This window comes from Afipia clevelandensis ATCC 49720, assembly GCF_000336555.1.
Lineage (GTDB): Bacteria > Pseudomonadota > Alphaproteobacteria > Rhizobiales > Xanthobacteraceae > Afipia > Afipia clevelandensis.
The window spans coordinates 638,100-652,611 of record NZ_KB375281.1; the positions used below are offsets into that span (position 1 = coordinate 638,100).

The 14,512-nt window shown below is 61.8% G+C and carries 17 protein-coding genes; 12 read left to right on the forward strand and 5 right to left on the reverse strand.

Going from position 1 to position 14,512, the window contains the following annotated elements; all coding sequences use genetic code 11:
* Positions 1-22 precede the first annotated feature (22 nt).
* Positions 23-286, forward strand: a complete 264-nt coding sequence (locus tag HMPREF9696_RS02825; RefSeq protein ID WP_002711434.1) for a hypothetical protein — start codon at positions 23-25, stop codon at positions 284-286.
* Positions 287-297: 11 nt separating this feature from the next.
* On the opposite strand, the gene HMPREF9696_RS02830 is transcribed toward HMPREF9696_RS02825, so the two are convergent.
* The gene (locus HMPREF9696_RS02830) at positions 298-1,212 is read right to left on the reverse strand and encodes a LysR family transcriptional regulator (protein ID WP_002711435.1); all 915 of its coding nucleotides are present in this window, start codon (positions 1,210-1,212) and stop codon (positions 298-300) included.
* A 99-nt stretch (positions 1,213-1,311) separates the two neighbouring features.
* On the opposite strand from HMPREF9696_RS02830, the gene ilvD reads away from it, so the two are divergent.
* Positions 1,312-3,162 carry a dihydroxy-acid dehydratase gene (ilvD, locus tag HMPREF9696_RS02835; RefSeq protein WP_002711436.1) on the forward strand — a complete coding sequence of 617 codons (1,851 nt, stop codon included), beginning with the start codon at positions 1,312-1,314 and terminating at the stop codon, positions 3,160-3,162.
* A gap of 72 nt (positions 3,163-3,234) precedes the next feature.
* Here the strand turns inward: ilvD and HMPREF9696_RS02840 are convergent, their stop codons facing one another.
* The gene (locus HMPREF9696_RS02840) at positions 3,235-3,717 is read right to left on the reverse strand and encodes an SRPBCC family protein (protein ID WP_002711437.1); all 483 of its coding nucleotides are present in this window, start codon (positions 3,715-3,717) and stop codon (positions 3,235-3,237) included.
* The gene (locus tag HMPREF9696_RS02845) at positions 3,714-4,049 is read right to left on the reverse strand and encodes an ArsR/SmtB family transcription factor (RefSeq protein WP_002711438.1); all 336 of its coding nucleotides are present in this window, start codon (positions 4,047-4,049) and stop codon (positions 3,714-3,716) included. The genes HMPREF9696_RS02840 and HMPREF9696_RS02845 overlap by 4 nt, the downstream gene beginning before the upstream one ends.
* Before the next feature lie 138 nt (positions 4,050-4,187).
* Between HMPREF9696_RS02845 and HMPREF9696_RS02850 the strand changes: the two genes are divergently transcribed.
* The 3 genes from HMPREF9696_RS02850 to HMPREF9696_RS02860 all read left to right on the forward strand — a co-directional run bounded on the left by HMPREF9696_RS02850 (position 4,188) and on the right by HMPREF9696_RS02860 (position 6,605).
* Positions 4,188-4,769, forward strand: a complete 582-nt coding sequence (locus HMPREF9696_RS02850; RefSeq protein WP_002711439.1) for a 2'-5' RNA ligase family protein — start codon at positions 4,188-4,190, stop codon at positions 4,767-4,769.
* A 26-nt stretch (positions 4,770-4,795) separates the two neighbouring features.
* Positions 4,796-5,143 carry an ArsC family reductase gene (locus HMPREF9696_RS02855; RefSeq protein WP_002711440.1) on the forward strand — a complete coding sequence of 116 codons (348 nt, stop codon included), beginning with the start codon at positions 4,796-4,798 and terminating at the stop codon, positions 5,141-5,143.
* A gap of 133 nt (positions 5,144-5,276) precedes the next feature.
* A complete protein-coding gene (locus HMPREF9696_RS02860) occupies positions 5,277-6,605 on the forward strand; it encodes a dicarboxylate/amino acid:cation symporter (protein WP_002711441.1) in 1,329 nt (442 codons plus the stop codon).
* Positions 6,606-6,620: 15 nt separating this feature from the next.
* Here HMPREF9696_RS02860 and HMPREF9696_RS02865 read toward each other — a convergent pair whose 3' ends face one another.
* On the reverse strand, positions 6,621-7,223 hold the full coding sequence (locus tag HMPREF9696_RS02865) for a PAS domain-containing protein (RefSeq protein WP_002711442.1): 603 nt from the start codon (positions 7,221-7,223) through the stop codon (positions 6,621-6,623).
* A 339-nt stretch (positions 7,224-7,562) separates the two neighbouring features.
* On the opposite strand from HMPREF9696_RS02865, the gene HMPREF9696_RS02870 reads away from it, so the two are divergent.
* The 7 genes from HMPREF9696_RS02870 (at position 7,563) to HMPREF9696_RS02900 (ending at position 14,051) form a co-directional block, all read left to right on the forward strand.
* Complete coding sequence (locus tag HMPREF9696_RS02870; protein WP_002711443.1) at positions 7,563-8,318, forward strand: ABC transporter ATP-binding protein; 756 nt, start codon at positions 7,563-7,565, stop codon at positions 8,316-8,318.
* Positions 8,311-9,039, forward strand: a complete 729-nt coding sequence (locus tag HMPREF9696_RS02875; RefSeq protein WP_002711444.1) for an ABC transporter ATP-binding protein — start codon at positions 8,311-8,313, stop codon at positions 9,037-9,039. The genes HMPREF9696_RS02870 and HMPREF9696_RS02875 overlap by 8 nt, the downstream gene beginning before the upstream one ends.
* A 76-nt stretch (positions 9,040-9,115) precedes the next feature.
* On the forward strand, positions 9,116-10,336 hold the full coding sequence (locus tag HMPREF9696_RS02880; protein WP_002711445.1) for an ABC transporter substrate-binding protein: 1,221 nt from the start codon (positions 9,116-9,118) through the stop codon (positions 10,334-10,336).
* A gap of 84 nt (positions 10,337-10,420) precedes the next feature.
* Positions 10,421-11,284, forward strand: a complete 864-nt coding sequence (locus HMPREF9696_RS02885) for a branched-chain amino acid ABC transporter permease (protein ID WP_002711446.1) — start codon at positions 10,421-10,423, stop codon at positions 11,282-11,284.
* A gap of 1 nt (position 11,285) precedes the next feature.
* Positions 11,286-12,251, forward strand: coding sequence for a branched-chain amino acid ABC transporter permease (locus HMPREF9696_RS02890; protein WP_002711447.1), 966 nt, complete (start codon positions 11,286-11,288; stop codon positions 12,249-12,251).
* 135 nt (positions 12,252-12,386) lie between these two features.
* Positions 12,387-13,031, forward strand: coding sequence for a DUF47 domain-containing protein (locus tag HMPREF9696_RS02895; RefSeq protein ID WP_002711448.1), 645 nt, complete (start codon positions 12,387-12,389; stop codon positions 13,029-13,031).
* A gap of 9 nt (positions 13,032-13,040) precedes the next feature.
* A complete protein-coding gene (locus HMPREF9696_RS02900) occupies positions 13,041-14,051 on the forward strand; it encodes an inorganic phosphate transporter (RefSeq protein ID WP_002711449.1) in 1,011 nt (336 codons plus the stop codon).
* A gap of 18 nt (positions 14,052-14,069) precedes the next feature.
* On the opposite strand, the gene sugE is transcribed toward HMPREF9696_RS02900, so the two are convergent.
* Positions 14,070-14,384: a quaternary ammonium compound efflux SMR transporter SugE gene (sugE, locus tag HMPREF9696_RS02905; RefSeq protein ID WP_002711450.1), complete on the reverse strand. Its 315-nt coding sequence runs from the start codon at positions 14,382-14,384 to the stop codon at positions 14,070-14,072.
* Positions 14,385-14,512 lie beyond the last annotated feature (128 nt).

A 14,512-nucleotide genomic window follows, 5' to 3' on the forward strand; every position in this document is an offset into this window, starting at 1 on the left:
GTCCACCATGCAGGAGAGCGTCATGAGCAATGCTCTTGCGGATAAACCGGCCGCCGCTTGCGAAGGCAACAACGCAAAGGTTCTGTCAGGTGCAGCCGAGTGGCTGCACCTGATGGCCGCGCCAACTTTCGCGATCATGGCGCTGGTGACGGGGATCAGCGGCGACGGTGCGATGGCGATGCTCTGCGCGCACGATGCGTCTCCGCTCGGAAGCATGGCCGCGATGTATGCGCTGATGAGCGCGTTTCATGTCGGGCCGTGGCTGAAACTGATCGCGGCCCGGTAAGGCGCGGACGATTATGCCGAACCGCCCGCCATCTCCCGCGCGATGCTGACAAAGCGTTCAATGGTCGGCGTCGTATCTCCAGTGCGCCATGTAATGCCGGTTTCAAGGATCGGGGCGTCACCCGCGAGATCGACATAGCGGACGCCGGTGCGCGCTAAGTTTCGCAGCGAGGCGGGCACCAGCGCGATGCCCATGCCAGCGGACACCAGACTGATGATGGTCTGCATCTGGATCGCTTCCTGCGCGATCCGTGCCTGTCCGCCGTGGGCCGTGTAGTAGCCGGTCACGAGATCATGGAAGGCGGGCGCGCTCTGCCGCGGAAAGATAATGAGCGGGGCGCTCACCACTGAATCCGGTGCAAGGCGATCCGCCGACAGCGACAGCGTGCCGTCGGCAAGCCAACTCTCCGGCACGGCGGCAACGAGCGGCTCGGTGACCAGGGGCAAATAGGAGAGCGGGTGGGGGAGTGCTGCATTCGGCGGCGGAATCACGAGGCCGACATGGCCGTGGCCTTCGAGCAGGTTTGCGATCTGCACATTGCTGGTTGCCTCGGTCAGCGTGATCTCGACATTCGGATAGAGCGAGGCATAGCGGCGCACCAGCAGCGGCAGGATACTGTAGTCCGCCGTGCTGACGAAGGAGAGCGCGAGGCGGCCCGCGGTGCCGTCGCGCAACTGATGCGCGATCTCGGGCAGGGCGTTGACGCCATCGAGCGCGGCGCGGACGCGGGGCAGCCACTCCGCGCCGAACGGGGTCAGCGCCACGCTGCGTTTGGTGCGCACGAACAGCGGCGCGCCGAGTTCGCGTTCCAGCATCATGATCGACTGGCTCAGAGGCGGCTGGGTCATGCCAAGGCGTCCGGCGGCCCTGCCGAAATGCAGGGTGTCCGCGACGGTGACAAAATACCTGAGTTGACGGATATCCACTTCTGATACTCTGGTCGACCTAATCGTCTTCTAATAATATATTTTACAGCGTCGAATAACCCCTTTATTGGAACCGTTCCAATAAAAGAGGGAACACCCATGCCGGCATATCGCTCCAGAACCTCCACCCACGGCCGCAACATGGCCGGCGCCCGCGGCCTCTGGCGCGCGACGGGCATGAAGGACTCGGACTTCGGCAAGCCGATCATCGCGATCGCCAACAGCTTCACCCAGTTCGTGCCGGGCCATGTGCATCTGAAGGATCTCGGGCAGCTTGTTGCGGGCGAGATCGAAGCCGCGGGAGGCGTGGCAAAAGAGTTCAACACCATCGCGGTCGATGACGGCATCGCGATGGGCCACAGCGGCATGCTCTATTCGTTGCCGAGCCGCGAACTGATCGCGGACGCCGTCGAATACATGGTCAACGCGCACTGCGCCGACGCGCTGGTGTGCATTTCCAACTGCGACAAGATCACGCCCGGCATGCTGATGGCCGCGATGCGGCTCAACATTCCGACCGTGTTCGTGTCGGGTGGACCGATGGAAGCCGGCAAGGTCGTGGTGAAGGGCACGCAGCGTTCGGTCGACCTGATCGACGCGATGATCGTCGCCGCCGATGACAGCTACACCGACCAGGAAGTCGCAGCAGTCGAGCGCTCGGCGTGCCCGACCTGCGGCTCGTGCTCGGGCATGTTCACCGCGAACTCGATGAACTGCCTCACAGAAGCGCTCGGCCTCTCGCTGCCCGGCAACGGTTCGGTGCTGGCGACGCATGCCGACCGGGAGCGGCTGTTCCGCGAGGCGGGCCATGTGATCGTCGATCTCGCGCGCCGCTGGTACGAACAGGACGATGCCAACGCGCTGCCGCGCAACATTGCGAACTTCAAGGCTTTTGAGAACGCCATGAGCCTCGACATCGCCATGGGCGGATCGACCAACACCGTGCTGCATCTCTTGGCCGCCGCGCAGGAAGGCGAGGTGGACTTCACCATGGCCGACATCGACCGGCTGTCGCGTCGCGTGCCATGTCTCTGCAAGGTCGCGCCGGCGAAGAACGACGTTCACATGGAAGACGTGCATCGCGCCGGCGGCGTGATGGCGATTCTCGGTGAACTCGAGCGGGCCAAGCTGATCGACACCAGCCTGCCGACCGTGCACGCGCCGACCATGGCGGATGCACTCAATCGCTGGGACATCGGCCGCACCAACAGTGAAGCCGTGCGCACCTTCTTCCGCGCGGCGCCAGGCGGTGTGCCGACGCAGGTGGCCTTCAGCCAGTCCGCGCGCTGGGACGATCTCGACACCGACCGTCAGAAGGGCGTGATCCGCTCGGCCGAGCATCCGTTCTCCAAGGACGGCGGCCTTGCGGTGTTGTTCGGCAACATCGCGCCCGAAGGCTGCATCGTGAAGACCGCGGGCGTCGATGAATCGATCCTGACCTTCCGCGGCACCGCGCATGTGTTCGAGAGCCAGGACGATGCAGTGTCCGGCATTCTCGGCAATCGCGTGAAGCCCGGTGAAGTCGTCGTGGTGCGCTATGAAGGGCCGAAGGGCGGGCCGGGCATGCAGGAAATGCTGTATCCGACCAGCTATCTGAAGTCGAAAGGCCTCGGCAAGGTCTGCGCGCTCGTCACCGATGGCCGCTTCTCGGGCGGCAGTTCGGGTCTGTCCATCGGTCACGTTTCGCCGGAAGCGGCGGAAGGTGGCCTGATCGGTCTGATCGAAACCGGCGACCCGATCCTGATCGACATTCCGAACCGCATCATCAGCGTCGAACTCGACGATGCTGTTCTCGCGGAACGCCGTGCAGCGATGGAAGCCAAGGGTGCTGCGGCATGGAAACCTGTGGACCGCAAGCGTGTGGTGTCACCGGCATTGCGTGCTTACGCGGCGCTGACCACCAATGCGGCGCGCGGCGCGGTGCGCGACGTATCTCAGGTCGAGAAGTAACTCTCACCTCGGACGTGTTTTGAACGCCGCCGCCTGTTACGGGCGGTGGCGTTCTGCTTTGCGGATCAGGCGTTAGCCCTTCACATACGCAGCCAGCTTCTCGAAGGTCTGCATGCCAAGCTCAATGGCGCCGAACTTCATCACGGCGTTGCGCGCCTCGACCGACGGGAAGGTCGAGGTCTTGGTCAGCAGCGTGCGGTTTCCTCCAATGGCCTTGAACGTGGTGACGACTTCAAATGCATTGGGGTCGTTGTCGACGTCCGTGCCATGACGATAGACAAGGCGCGCGGCGGGAACGATGTCGCGATAGAGCATGCGGTTCGGATAGTCCGTGCCATCCGGCCCGTGCATGGTGAAGCGAAACAGGCCGCCGACGCGGAAGTCCATCGCCAGCACCGTGATGGTGAAGCCGTTCGGGCCGTACCAGGCCTTCATGGCGTCGGGCTCGCTGTAGGCGCGAAACAGAAGAGCCGGCGGCGCGTCGAACTCGCGCTCCATCATGATGGTTGGCTGGTTGTCGGGTGCGCTCGCGGTGACCTTGAGAGTTGCTGTCATGTGTCCTCTTCCTTTGCTTGAATGTCTTTCAGGTAGAGGTCGAGCTTGCCGAAGCTCTCCTCCCAGAACCGCCGGTATTGATCGAGCCATTCGCTCGCTTCCTTCAGCGCCTTCGGCTCAAGACGGCAGGGCCGCCACTGCGCCGTGCGTCCGCGCGTGACGAGCCCGGCGGTCTCCAGAACCTTCAGGTGCTGGGACACGGCGGGCAGACTCATGTCGAACGGCTTTGCCAACTCCTGCACCGAAGTCTCACCCAGTGCGAGACGGGCGAGGATTGCGCGCCGGGTCGGATCCGCGAGGGCCTTGAAGGTCATGTCGAGCGCATCGGCCATGGTCAAACTCGTATTTAAGGTATTGCTTAAATACAATCCGGGACGTTAGAGGTCAAGCAGAAGGCGCCAAGCTGGCACGGGTGCTTTACGCCCAATCATGTTCATGATTTGTTCTTTGGCGTGACCGGGGTGCGTATCATGTCTGAGCGAAGCCTGCCGCGTGGCTTTTCGGGCGGGAAGCAACGTCAATCGCTGTTCTTCGCTCTGCTTTTCATGCCCGATGACCAGCAAACGCTGACGGCGCTCGCCAGCGAATGTTGCTGCAGGGAAGGGCTGACCGGCGCGCCGACGCCGGGGCCGCGATTTCATCTTTCGCTTCACGCCGTGGGCGGCTTCGCCGAACTTCCCGACCGGATCGTGAGCGCCGCTGCGAACGCGGCGGCTTCGGTGCACGTTCCAGCGTTTGCGGTGGCATTCGACCGGACGATGACCTTCCAGATCAGGCAGCCGGCCAATCCGTTCGTCCTTTGCGCCGGTGACGGCATGATGGCGCTGGATTCCTTGTATGGGCAATTGGGGCAGGCGCTAAGGCGCGTTGGCCTTGGCCAGCATGTCTCGCGGCGCTTTACCCCGCATATCACGCTGCTCTATGACCGGCGTTGCGTACCGGAACGGTTGATTTCGCCAATAACATTCCGCTTCGACAGTTTCGTCCTGATTCACAGCCTTGTTGATCCAAGACGACATGCTCATGTGGCGCGTTGGCCGCTGCGTTCATAAGGTCGCGAACAGCAAGGGAGAGCACGTTGGCGACGACGATCTACGGCATCAAGAACTGCGACACGATGAAGAAGGCGCGTGCCTGGCTGGACAAGCACGGAGTCGCCTACAGCTTTCACGACTACAAGGCCGAGGGTATCGACAAGGAGCGGCTGGCGCGCTGGAGCAAGGCGGTAGGCTGGGAGACGCTGCTGAACCGGGCCGGGACCACTTTCCGTAAGTTGCCGGAGGCCGACAAGGACAACATCACCGAGAAGAAGGCGATGGCGCTGATGCTGGCGCAGCCGTCGATGATCAAGCGTCCTGTGCTTGAGATCGGGGGCAAGCTGCTGGTCGGTTTCAAGCCGGAAAGCTACGCGGCACAGATCAAGTAGCTTCCGTCGGCAGCCGGCGTTCGGCCGTGCAAAATCCCGTTAGCTGCCGGGGATTTTCCTTGAGGGGTGCGGCGTTCTGGCGCAGGCTAAGGCGTGCTGAAATACCATCGCCACTCCCTCGCATGAGCCAGCTATGACAGTCACCGCCGTACCGACCGGACAGGCCTCCACCCGGTCGCCCTGGTATTCGATCCTCTATGTCCAGGTCCTGATCGCCATCGCGCTCGGCATCCTGATCGGCCATTTCTACCCCGGCACGGGCAAGGCGCTGAAGCCGCTCGGCGACGGCTTCATTTCGCTGATCAAGATGATGATCGCGCCGGTGATCTTCTGCACAGTGGTGCATGGCATTTCCTCGATGGGCGATCTCAAGCGCGTCGGCCGCGTGGGCCTGAAGTCGCTGTTCTATTTCGAGGTCGTCTCGACCATCGCGCTGGCGATCGGTCTGCTCGTTGGCGAAATCATCCAGCCCGGCAATGGCTTCAACATCGACCTGGCGACGCTCGATCCAAAAGCGGTCGCGACCTACGTTCACAAGGCGAGCGAGGATGGAATCGTCGCGCATCTGATGGCGATTATTCCGAACAGTTTCATCGGCGCGCTGGCAAACGGCGACCTGCTGCAGGTCCTGCTGGTCTCGATCCTGTCGGGCTTCGCGATTGCCTTTATGGGACCCGCGGGCGAACCCATCGCCCATGCCATCGACATGGCGGCGAAAGTTTTCTTCGGCGTGATCCGCATTATTGTGCGCGCCGCTCCGATCGGCGCATTCGGCGCAATGGCCTTTACGGTCGGCGCCTATGGCCTCGGCGCGTTGTGGAATCTCGTGGCGCTGATCGGCACGTTCTACCTGACCAGCATTCTGTTCGTCCTGTTTGTGCTCGGAGGCATCGCGCGGTTCGCGGGCTTCTCGATCCTGCGGTTCATCGCCTACATCAAGGATGAACTGCTGATCGTGCTGGGCACCAGTTCATCGGAGACGGTGCTGCCGAACATGATCACGAAGATGGAGCGGCTCGGCGCCTCGCGCGGCGTGGTCGGCCTCGTGATTCCGACCGGCTACAGCTTCAATCTCGACGGCACCAACATCTACATGACGCTGGCGACGCTGTTCCTGGCGCAGGCCACCAACACCCATCTGACGATCTGGCAGGAGCTTGGTATCCTCGGCGTGGCGATCGTCACGTCGAAAGGCGCGTCCGGCGTCACCGGCGCCGGATTCATCACGCTCGCGGCGACGCTGGCCATCGTGCCGGATATTCCGATTGCCTCGCTCGCCATTCTGGTCGGCATCGACAAGTTCATGAGCGAATGCCGGGCGCTGACCAACCTGATCGGCAATGGCGTTGCGACGGTCGTGATCAGCCGCTGGGAGGGCGAACTCGACAAGGACAAGCTGCACGAGGCGATGGCGCATCCCCTCGAACTCGGCGAGGAGCTGGAGCGGAATCCCGCCGCGTGATCGCTTGCTGAGAAGCTAGACGAACTCGATGGTGTCGCCAGGCGCGATACGGCCCGGCAGCTTGTGATAGAGTTCGCGGTCGATGACTGAACGCAATTGATAAATCGGCAGCACGTCGTTCGCGCGCATCAGATTCCTGATCTCGAAGCTGCCGTCGTCGCTGATGGTTTTCAGCGATGCGAGAATGTGGGTCACGCCGGCGACATCGGAAAACGGCAGCAGCAGCCGTTCGTAATCCACCTTGCGCCCGTAAAGGTCATTGACCTTCGAGATGGTATAAACCGGCAGCCTTCGCCGGACACATTCGAGATAGATTGGAACGACAATCGGCTCGAGCTTGGCGCCGACATATTCGTCAAGGTAGCGGCCCTGGCCGGTGGCGCCGTAGGCGTTCGCCATCCGGGTGCCTTCGCTCTCGATCCGGAAGCGGGGGTGCTGTCCCGTGCCGTGAACCGTATAGGTCACAAGATCGGCGGCCTCTTCGGCGAAGCGTTCGGGGCGATATTCGTCGAAGCCGGGCAAGCGTTTATGGCGGGCATACAGCCGCAGCCAGACGTTCAAGAAATCTCGTTGCTTGATCGACTTTACGATGGCCGGACCAGCGCCTTCAAATTCCATGACCGACGTCCTGAGCGGGGGTTAAGGAATGTCCTTGCCGCAATCATCGGTCTTTGGGCGAAATTTTTCATGAAGAGCTGAGATCGGCGGAAATTAGGCTTAACCGCTCGTTTATCGGGTTCCAGCGTTTGTGCGTATCCGGCTTAGGCCCCGGTGGACATTACAGATTTTGCGCGCTACGCATAAATGGTGGGCAGCATTGCGGCTTGCGCAACACTAACGACCGATACATATTCCCGGCCGGATTGCCGGGGCGGCTGCCCCGGCTCAAGCGCCAGGGGCGGCGCAAATAAACGGCCACGCGCGAAAACCGCGCGAAGGCTGACAGGGGGAATTTGCTTGTCTGATGAGTTTATCCTTGAAACCTCTGGGTTGACCAAGGAGTTCGCGGGCTTTGTGGCCGTGAGCGATGTCAATCTGAAGGTTCGCCGTGGGACCATCCACGCGCTGATCGGCCCGAACGGGGCCGGCAAGACCACCTGCTTCAATCTCTTGACCAAGTTCCTGCAGCCGACGCGCGGACAGATTCGCTACAAGGGGCAGGACATCACCGCGATGAAGCCGGCGGATGTGGCGCGGCTCGGCCTGGTCCGCTCGTTCCAGATTTCAGCGGTGTTTCCACACCTCACTGCAATGGAAAACGTGCGCGTCGCCCTGCAGCGCCAGCACGGCTCATCGTTCGATTTTTGGCGCTCGAAGGCGGTGCTCGATCAATACAACGCACGCGCGCGCGAACTGCTCGATGACGTCGGCCTGAGCGATTTCGCCAACACGCCGGCGGTGGAAATGCCGTATGGCCGCAAGCGCGCGCTGGAGATCGCCACTACGTTGGCGCTCGATCCGGAAATGATGCTGCTGGACGAGCCGATGGCCGGCATGGGACATGAGGACATCGACAAGGTCGCTGCGCTGATCAAGCGCATTTCGCAGAAGTACACGATCCTGATGGTCGAGCATAACCTCAACGTCGTCGCCAACCTGTCCGACACGATCACCGTGTTGACGCGCGGCAAGGTCCTGGCCGAGGGCGATTACGCCACGCTCACGAAGCATCCGCAGGTCAAGGAAGCCTATCTGGGAGCTGGCCATGAATAATCCAGCCAGCAACGCAGCAAGCTCGCCGGTTCTGACTGTCAAGAATCTGGAAGCCTGGTACGGCGAATCCCACATCCTGCACGGCATGAACTTCGACGTTCGCCCAGGCGAGGTGGTGACGCTGCTCGGCCGAAACGGCGCGGGCAAGACATCGACGCTGAAGTCGGTGATGGGCCTGATCGGCAAGCGCACCGGCTCGGTAGCGTTCGAGGGCGCGGAACTGATCAAGCTGCCTGCGGAAAGAATCGCGCGGCTCGGAATCGCGTTCTGCCCGGAAGAACGCGGCATTTTCGCCAGCCTCGATGTGAAGGAAAACCTGCTGCTGCCGCCGGTGATCCGCAGCGGCGGCATGACGCTCGATCAGATCTTCGAGCTGTTTCCGAACCTCAAGGAACGTCTTGGCAGCCAGGGCACCAAGCTCTCCGGTGGCGAGCAGCAAATGCTGGCGATTGCGCGCATCCTGCGCACTGGCGCACGCTTCCTGATGCTGGACGAGCCGACCGAAGGTCTCGCGCCGGTCATTATTCAGCAAATCGGCAAGATGATCGCGAGGCTGAAACAGGAAGGGTTCACCATCCTTCTCGTCGAGCAGAACTTTCGCTTCGCTTCGACCGTCGCGGATCGATTCTACATTGTCGAACATGGCAAGATCATTGACACGTTCGCCAATTCCGAACTCCAGGCCAACATGGAGAAACTGCACACCTATCTCGGCGTGTAAAACGGCAACCAGAACGACAAGAAAAGCCCAAGAGTAGCAAGCGCCGTCAATCGAGCGGCATCCAGGAGGGAAAACCATGAAAACAACGATTTCGGCACTCATGCTGGGGACCGCGCTGATCGTCGGCGCAGGAACCGGCGCCTTCGCGCAGGATAAGGTCGTCAAGATCGGCAACCTGACGGATATGTCGGGTCTCTACGCCGACGTGGGCGGACCCGGTTCGACCACCGCCGCGGAAATGGCGATCGAGGATTCCGGCCTGACCAAGAAAGGCTGGAAGATCGACCTCATCTCTGCAGACCATCAGAACAAGCCTGACGTCGGCACCACGACCGCACGTCAGTGGATCGACGTTGAAAAGGTCGACGTGATCGTTGACGTGCTGAACTCCGGCGTCGCGCTCGCGGTGAAGAACGTCGTGACCGAGAAGAACTCGATCATGATCAATTCCGGCGCGGCGTCGTCGGATCTGACCAACGCGCAGTGCTCGCCGAACGTGGTCCACTGGACCTACGACACCTACATGCTCGCGAACAGCACCGGCACCGCGCTGGTGAAGGCGGGCGGCGACACCTGGTTCTTCCTGACCGCCGACTACGCATTCGGCGCCGCGCTCGAGCGTGACACCACGGCGGCCGTCACCAAGGCCGGCGGCAAAGTGCTCGGCAGCGTCAAGCATCCGCTCAACTCGTCGGACTTCTCGTCGTTCCTGCTGCAGGCGCAGGCGTCGAAGGCCAAGATCGTCGGTCTTGCGAATGCCGGTGGCGACACCACCAATTCGATCAAGCAGGCGGCGGAATTCGGCATCGTCAAGGGCGGACAGAAGCTGGCCGGCATGCTGATGTTCATCAGCGACGTCAACTCGCTGGGCCTGAATGTCGCGCAGGGCCTGAACTTCACCGAGACGTTCTACTGGGACATGAACGACCAGACCCGCGCCTTCTCCAAGCGTTACGCGGCGCGCGCTAAGAACAAAGCCATGCCGACCATGGTGCAGGCGGGCGTCTATTCCGGCCTGTTGCATTACTTCAAGGCCCTCGAAGCGCTCGGCGGCAACCCGCATGACGGCAAGAAGGTCGTGGAGAAGATGAAGTCCATGCCGACCGACGATGCGCTGTTCGGCAAGGGCACCATCGAACCCAACGGCCGCGCGCTCCATCCGGCCTATCTGTTCGAGGTGAAGAAGCCGTCGGAGTCGAAGGGTCCTTGGGACTATTACAAGCTGGTTGGCACCACGCCGGCCGACAAGGCCTTCCGGCCGCTGTCGGAAAGCGTCTGCCCGCTGGTGAAGAAGTAATCGCGATCGCCCGGCGGCCTCGCGCCGCCGGGCATCCTCTTGCAAGACTCTATCTGACTATCTGAGCGCGAAAGAACCGGTACGATGCAAGCTCTCTACGCCCAGCTTCTGGTTGGACTGATCAACGGCTCGTTTTACGCGCTGCTAAGTCTCGGGCTGGCCGTGATTTTCGGAATGCTGAACATCATCAACTTCGCGCATGGCGCGCTGTATATGATGGGCGCGTTCGTCGCGTATTTCCTGCTGAACCTGTTCGGTATCAACTACTGGTGGGCGTTGCTTCTGGCGCCGCTGATCGTGGGCGCCTTCGGCATTCTGCTCGAGCGCACCATGCTGCAATGGCTGACGGGTCTCGATCATCTCTATGGCCTGCTGCTGACCTTCGGCCTCGCGCTGATCATCCAGGGCTTGTTCCAGAATTATTTCGGCTCCTCCGGCCTGCCGTATGCCATCCCCGATCTGCTGAAGGGCGGCGTGAATCTCGGCTTTATGTATCTGCCGATCTATCGCGGCTGGGTGGTCGTCTTCTCGCTCGTGGTCTGCATCGCCACTTGGTTCCTCATCGAAAAGACCCGCCTTGGCGCCTATCTGCGCGCCGCGACGGAAAATCCGACGCTGGTGCGCGCCTTCGGCATCAATGTGCCGCGCATGATCACGCTGACCTACGGCCTCGGCGTCGGTCTTGCCGCACTCGCCGGTGTGCTCTCCGCGCCGATCAATCAGGTCCGTCCGCTGATGGGCGCGGACCTGATCATCGTGGTGTTCGCGGTGGTCGTGATCGGCGGAATGGGGTCGATCATGGGCTCGATCATCACCGGCTTTGCGCTCGGCGTGATCGAGGGCCTGACCAAGTATTTTTATCCCGAGGCGTCCAACACCGTGGTTTTCGTGCTGATGGTGCTGGTGCTTCTCGTAAAGCCGACTGGACTGACGGGGCGGGCAAATTAACATGACAACGATCACTGACAACGCCGTTCCCGTGAAGGGCCGCACCAGCGACGAAATGATCGCCTTCGTCGTCATGACAGTGCTGCTGGCCATTGTGCCGCTGACCGGGATCTATCCTTACTTCGTGATGCAGGCCCTGTGCTTCGCGCTGTTCGCCTGCGCCTTCAACCTGCTGATCGGATATGGCGGTCTGCTGTCGTTCGGCCACGCCATGTTCCTCGGCACTGCGGGTTATGTGTCGGCGCATGCGCTCAAGGTCTGGGGTCTTTCGCCTGAACTCGGAATCATCGCCGGCGTTGCGGCAGCCTGCGCGCTGAGTGTGGTGACCGGCCTGATCGCGATCCGCCGTCAGGGCATCTATTTCGCCATGATCACGCTGGCCTTGTCGCAGCTTCTGTTCTTCATCTATCTGCAGACGCCGTTCACCCACGGCGAAGACGGCATCCAGGGCATCCCGCAGGGCATGATGTTCGGCGTGTTCGACCTCTCGAAGCCGACCACGCTGTATTACGTGGTGATGGTGATCTTCCTGCTTGGCTTCCTGCTGATCTACCGCGCCATCAACTCGCCGTTCGGCGAGGTGCTGAAGTCGATCCGCGAGAACGAGCAGCGCGCCATTTCGCTGGGCTACAAGACCGACCAGTACAAGCTGCTGGCCTTTATCCTGTCCGGAACGCTGGCAGGTCTGGCAGGGGCGGTGAAGGTATTCGTGGCGCAGAACGCCTCGCTCACCGACGTCCACTGGACCATGTCCGGCGAAGTGGTGCTGATGACTCTGGTCGGGGGTCTTGGATCCGTGTTCGGGCCGGTGGTCGGCGCCTTCGTGATCATCGCCATGCAGCAGTATCTGGCCGGTTTCGGCCAGTGGGTGACGGTGATTCAGGGCGCGATTTTCGTGATTTGTGTGCTGACCTTCCGGCGCGGTGTCATCGGCGAAATCGCCCATTTCTTCAAGCGATCGCTCTAACCGCCAGATTTTTCAGGCCTTCCGGCCCGCACAAAACAGTGGATGACCGGTGCAAATGCGCCGGTCGCTGCCTGTTGGCCTGCAAACCGGTTTATGACAGATATGTGACAAATTCTGTCGTGCCGGAGAACGATCATGCTGGGCTGGTTTCGTAAGCTGCTTCCTCGGGAGGAGCGGTTTTTCGACCTGTTCGCCCGGCATTCCCAGGCGGTGGTGCAGGGCGCCGAGGCGCTGGAAGGCATGATGCGCGGCGGGGAGGAGACCCCGGTCTACTGCCAGCGCGTCAACCAGTATGAGAACGACGCCGACCAGATCACGCGCGAAGTTCTCACCGCCGTCCGCCGCACATTCATTACCCCGTTCGACCGCGGCGATATCAAAAATCTCATCACCTCGATGGACGACGCCATCGACCAGATGCAGCAGACCGCCAAGGCGGTGATGCTGTTCGAGGTGCGCAGCTTCGAGCCGCCGATGCGCGAGATCGGCGCCATCCTTGTTCAGTGCGCCAATCTTGTCGGCAAGGCTGTCCCGCTGATGCAGGCGATGGGGGACAACGTCACCACGCTGACGGCGCTCACCGAGGAAATCACCCGCCTGGAAGGCCGTGTGGACGATCTCAATGATATCGGCCTGAAGGAGCTTTTCCTCAAGCACCGCGACGGCAATACGATGGACTTCGTGGTCGGCGCGGAAATCTACAAGCATCTGGAAAAGGTCGCCGACCGCTTCGACGACGTCGCGAACGAGATCAACAGCATCGTGATCGAACAGGTTTAGGGCCGCGTCGTGGATGCATCGCTCGCTTTCCCCATCCTGATCGGACTGATCGCCGTCGCGCTGCTGTTCGATTTTCTGAACGGCCTGCACGACGCGGCCAACTCCATTGCCACGATTGTGTCGACCCGCGTTCTGCGGCCGCAATATGCCGTCGCATGGGCGGCGTTCTTCAACTTCATCGCGTTTGCCGTGTTCGGCCTGCATGTGGCGCAGACCATCGGCACCGGGATTATCCATCCCGAGGTGATCGACGCGCATGTGATCTTCGCCGCGCTGATCGGCGCCATCGTTTGGAACCTGGTCACCTGGGGCCTCGGTATGCCGTCGAGCAGTTCGCACGCGCTGATCGGCGGATTGCTGGGGGCCGGGATGGCGAAGGCCGGCATTTCGGTGGCGGTGTGGAGCGGCCTGTCGAAAACGCTGCTCGCCATTGTGTTGTCGCCGCTGGTCGGTTTTCTGCTGGCGCTGCTTCTGACGGCCATCGTCTCATGGGCGTCCGTCCGGTCCACGCCGTTCGCGGTCGATCGCGCGTTTCGCATTTTGCAGTTTGCGTCCGCCTCGCTGTATTCGCTCGGCCATGGCGGCAACGACGCGCAGAAGACCATGGGCATCATTGCCGTGCTGCTGTACTCGCAGGGCTATCTCGGCAACGAATTCAGCGTGCCGTTCTGGGTGGTGATCGCCTGTCAGGCCGCGATGGCGCTCGGCACGCTGATGGGCGGCTGGCGTATCGTGCGCACCATGGGCCTGCGCATCACCAAGCTGACGCCGATGCAGGGCTTCTGCGCCGAGACCGGCGGCGCGGCGACGCTGTTCGCCGCGACCTTCCTCGGCATCCCGGTGTCCACAACCCACACCATCACCGGCGCGATTGTCGGCGTCGGCGCCGCACGCCGCGTTTCGGCGGTGCGCTGGAACGTGGCAAGCTCGATTGTCTGGGCCTGGATCTTCACGATCCCGGCCGCCGCGCTGGTGGCCGCTGCGACCTACTACGCAACCACTCTGGTCGGATGGAAGTAGCGGCGGCTTGTCAGCCGCTCAGGCCACGACCTTGAGGCCGATGATGCCTGCAACGATCAGCCCGATGCAGGCGATACGCAGCGCGGTCGCCGGATCGCCGAAAAGCCAGATGCCGAGGATAGCGGTTCCGACCGAACCGATCCCGGTCCAGACCGCGTAGGCGGTGCCGACCGGCAGCGTTTTCAGCGAGAGACCGAGCAGGGCGACGCTGGCAATCATGCTGGCAATCGTCAATACCGACGGCATCAGCCTGGTGAAGCCTTCGGTGTATTTCAGCCCGACGGCCCAGCCGATCTCCAGCAAACCCGCAATAAACAGCATCGACCACGCCATGGCCTAACTCCTCCATAGCAGGGCCGTCCCTGCGGATCATGTGGGGTGAATCGAGGTCGTCCTCGACGATCCGAAACATGCACCAAGAACAAAGAAGATGCAAGTGCATGGAAATCAAATACCCTTGA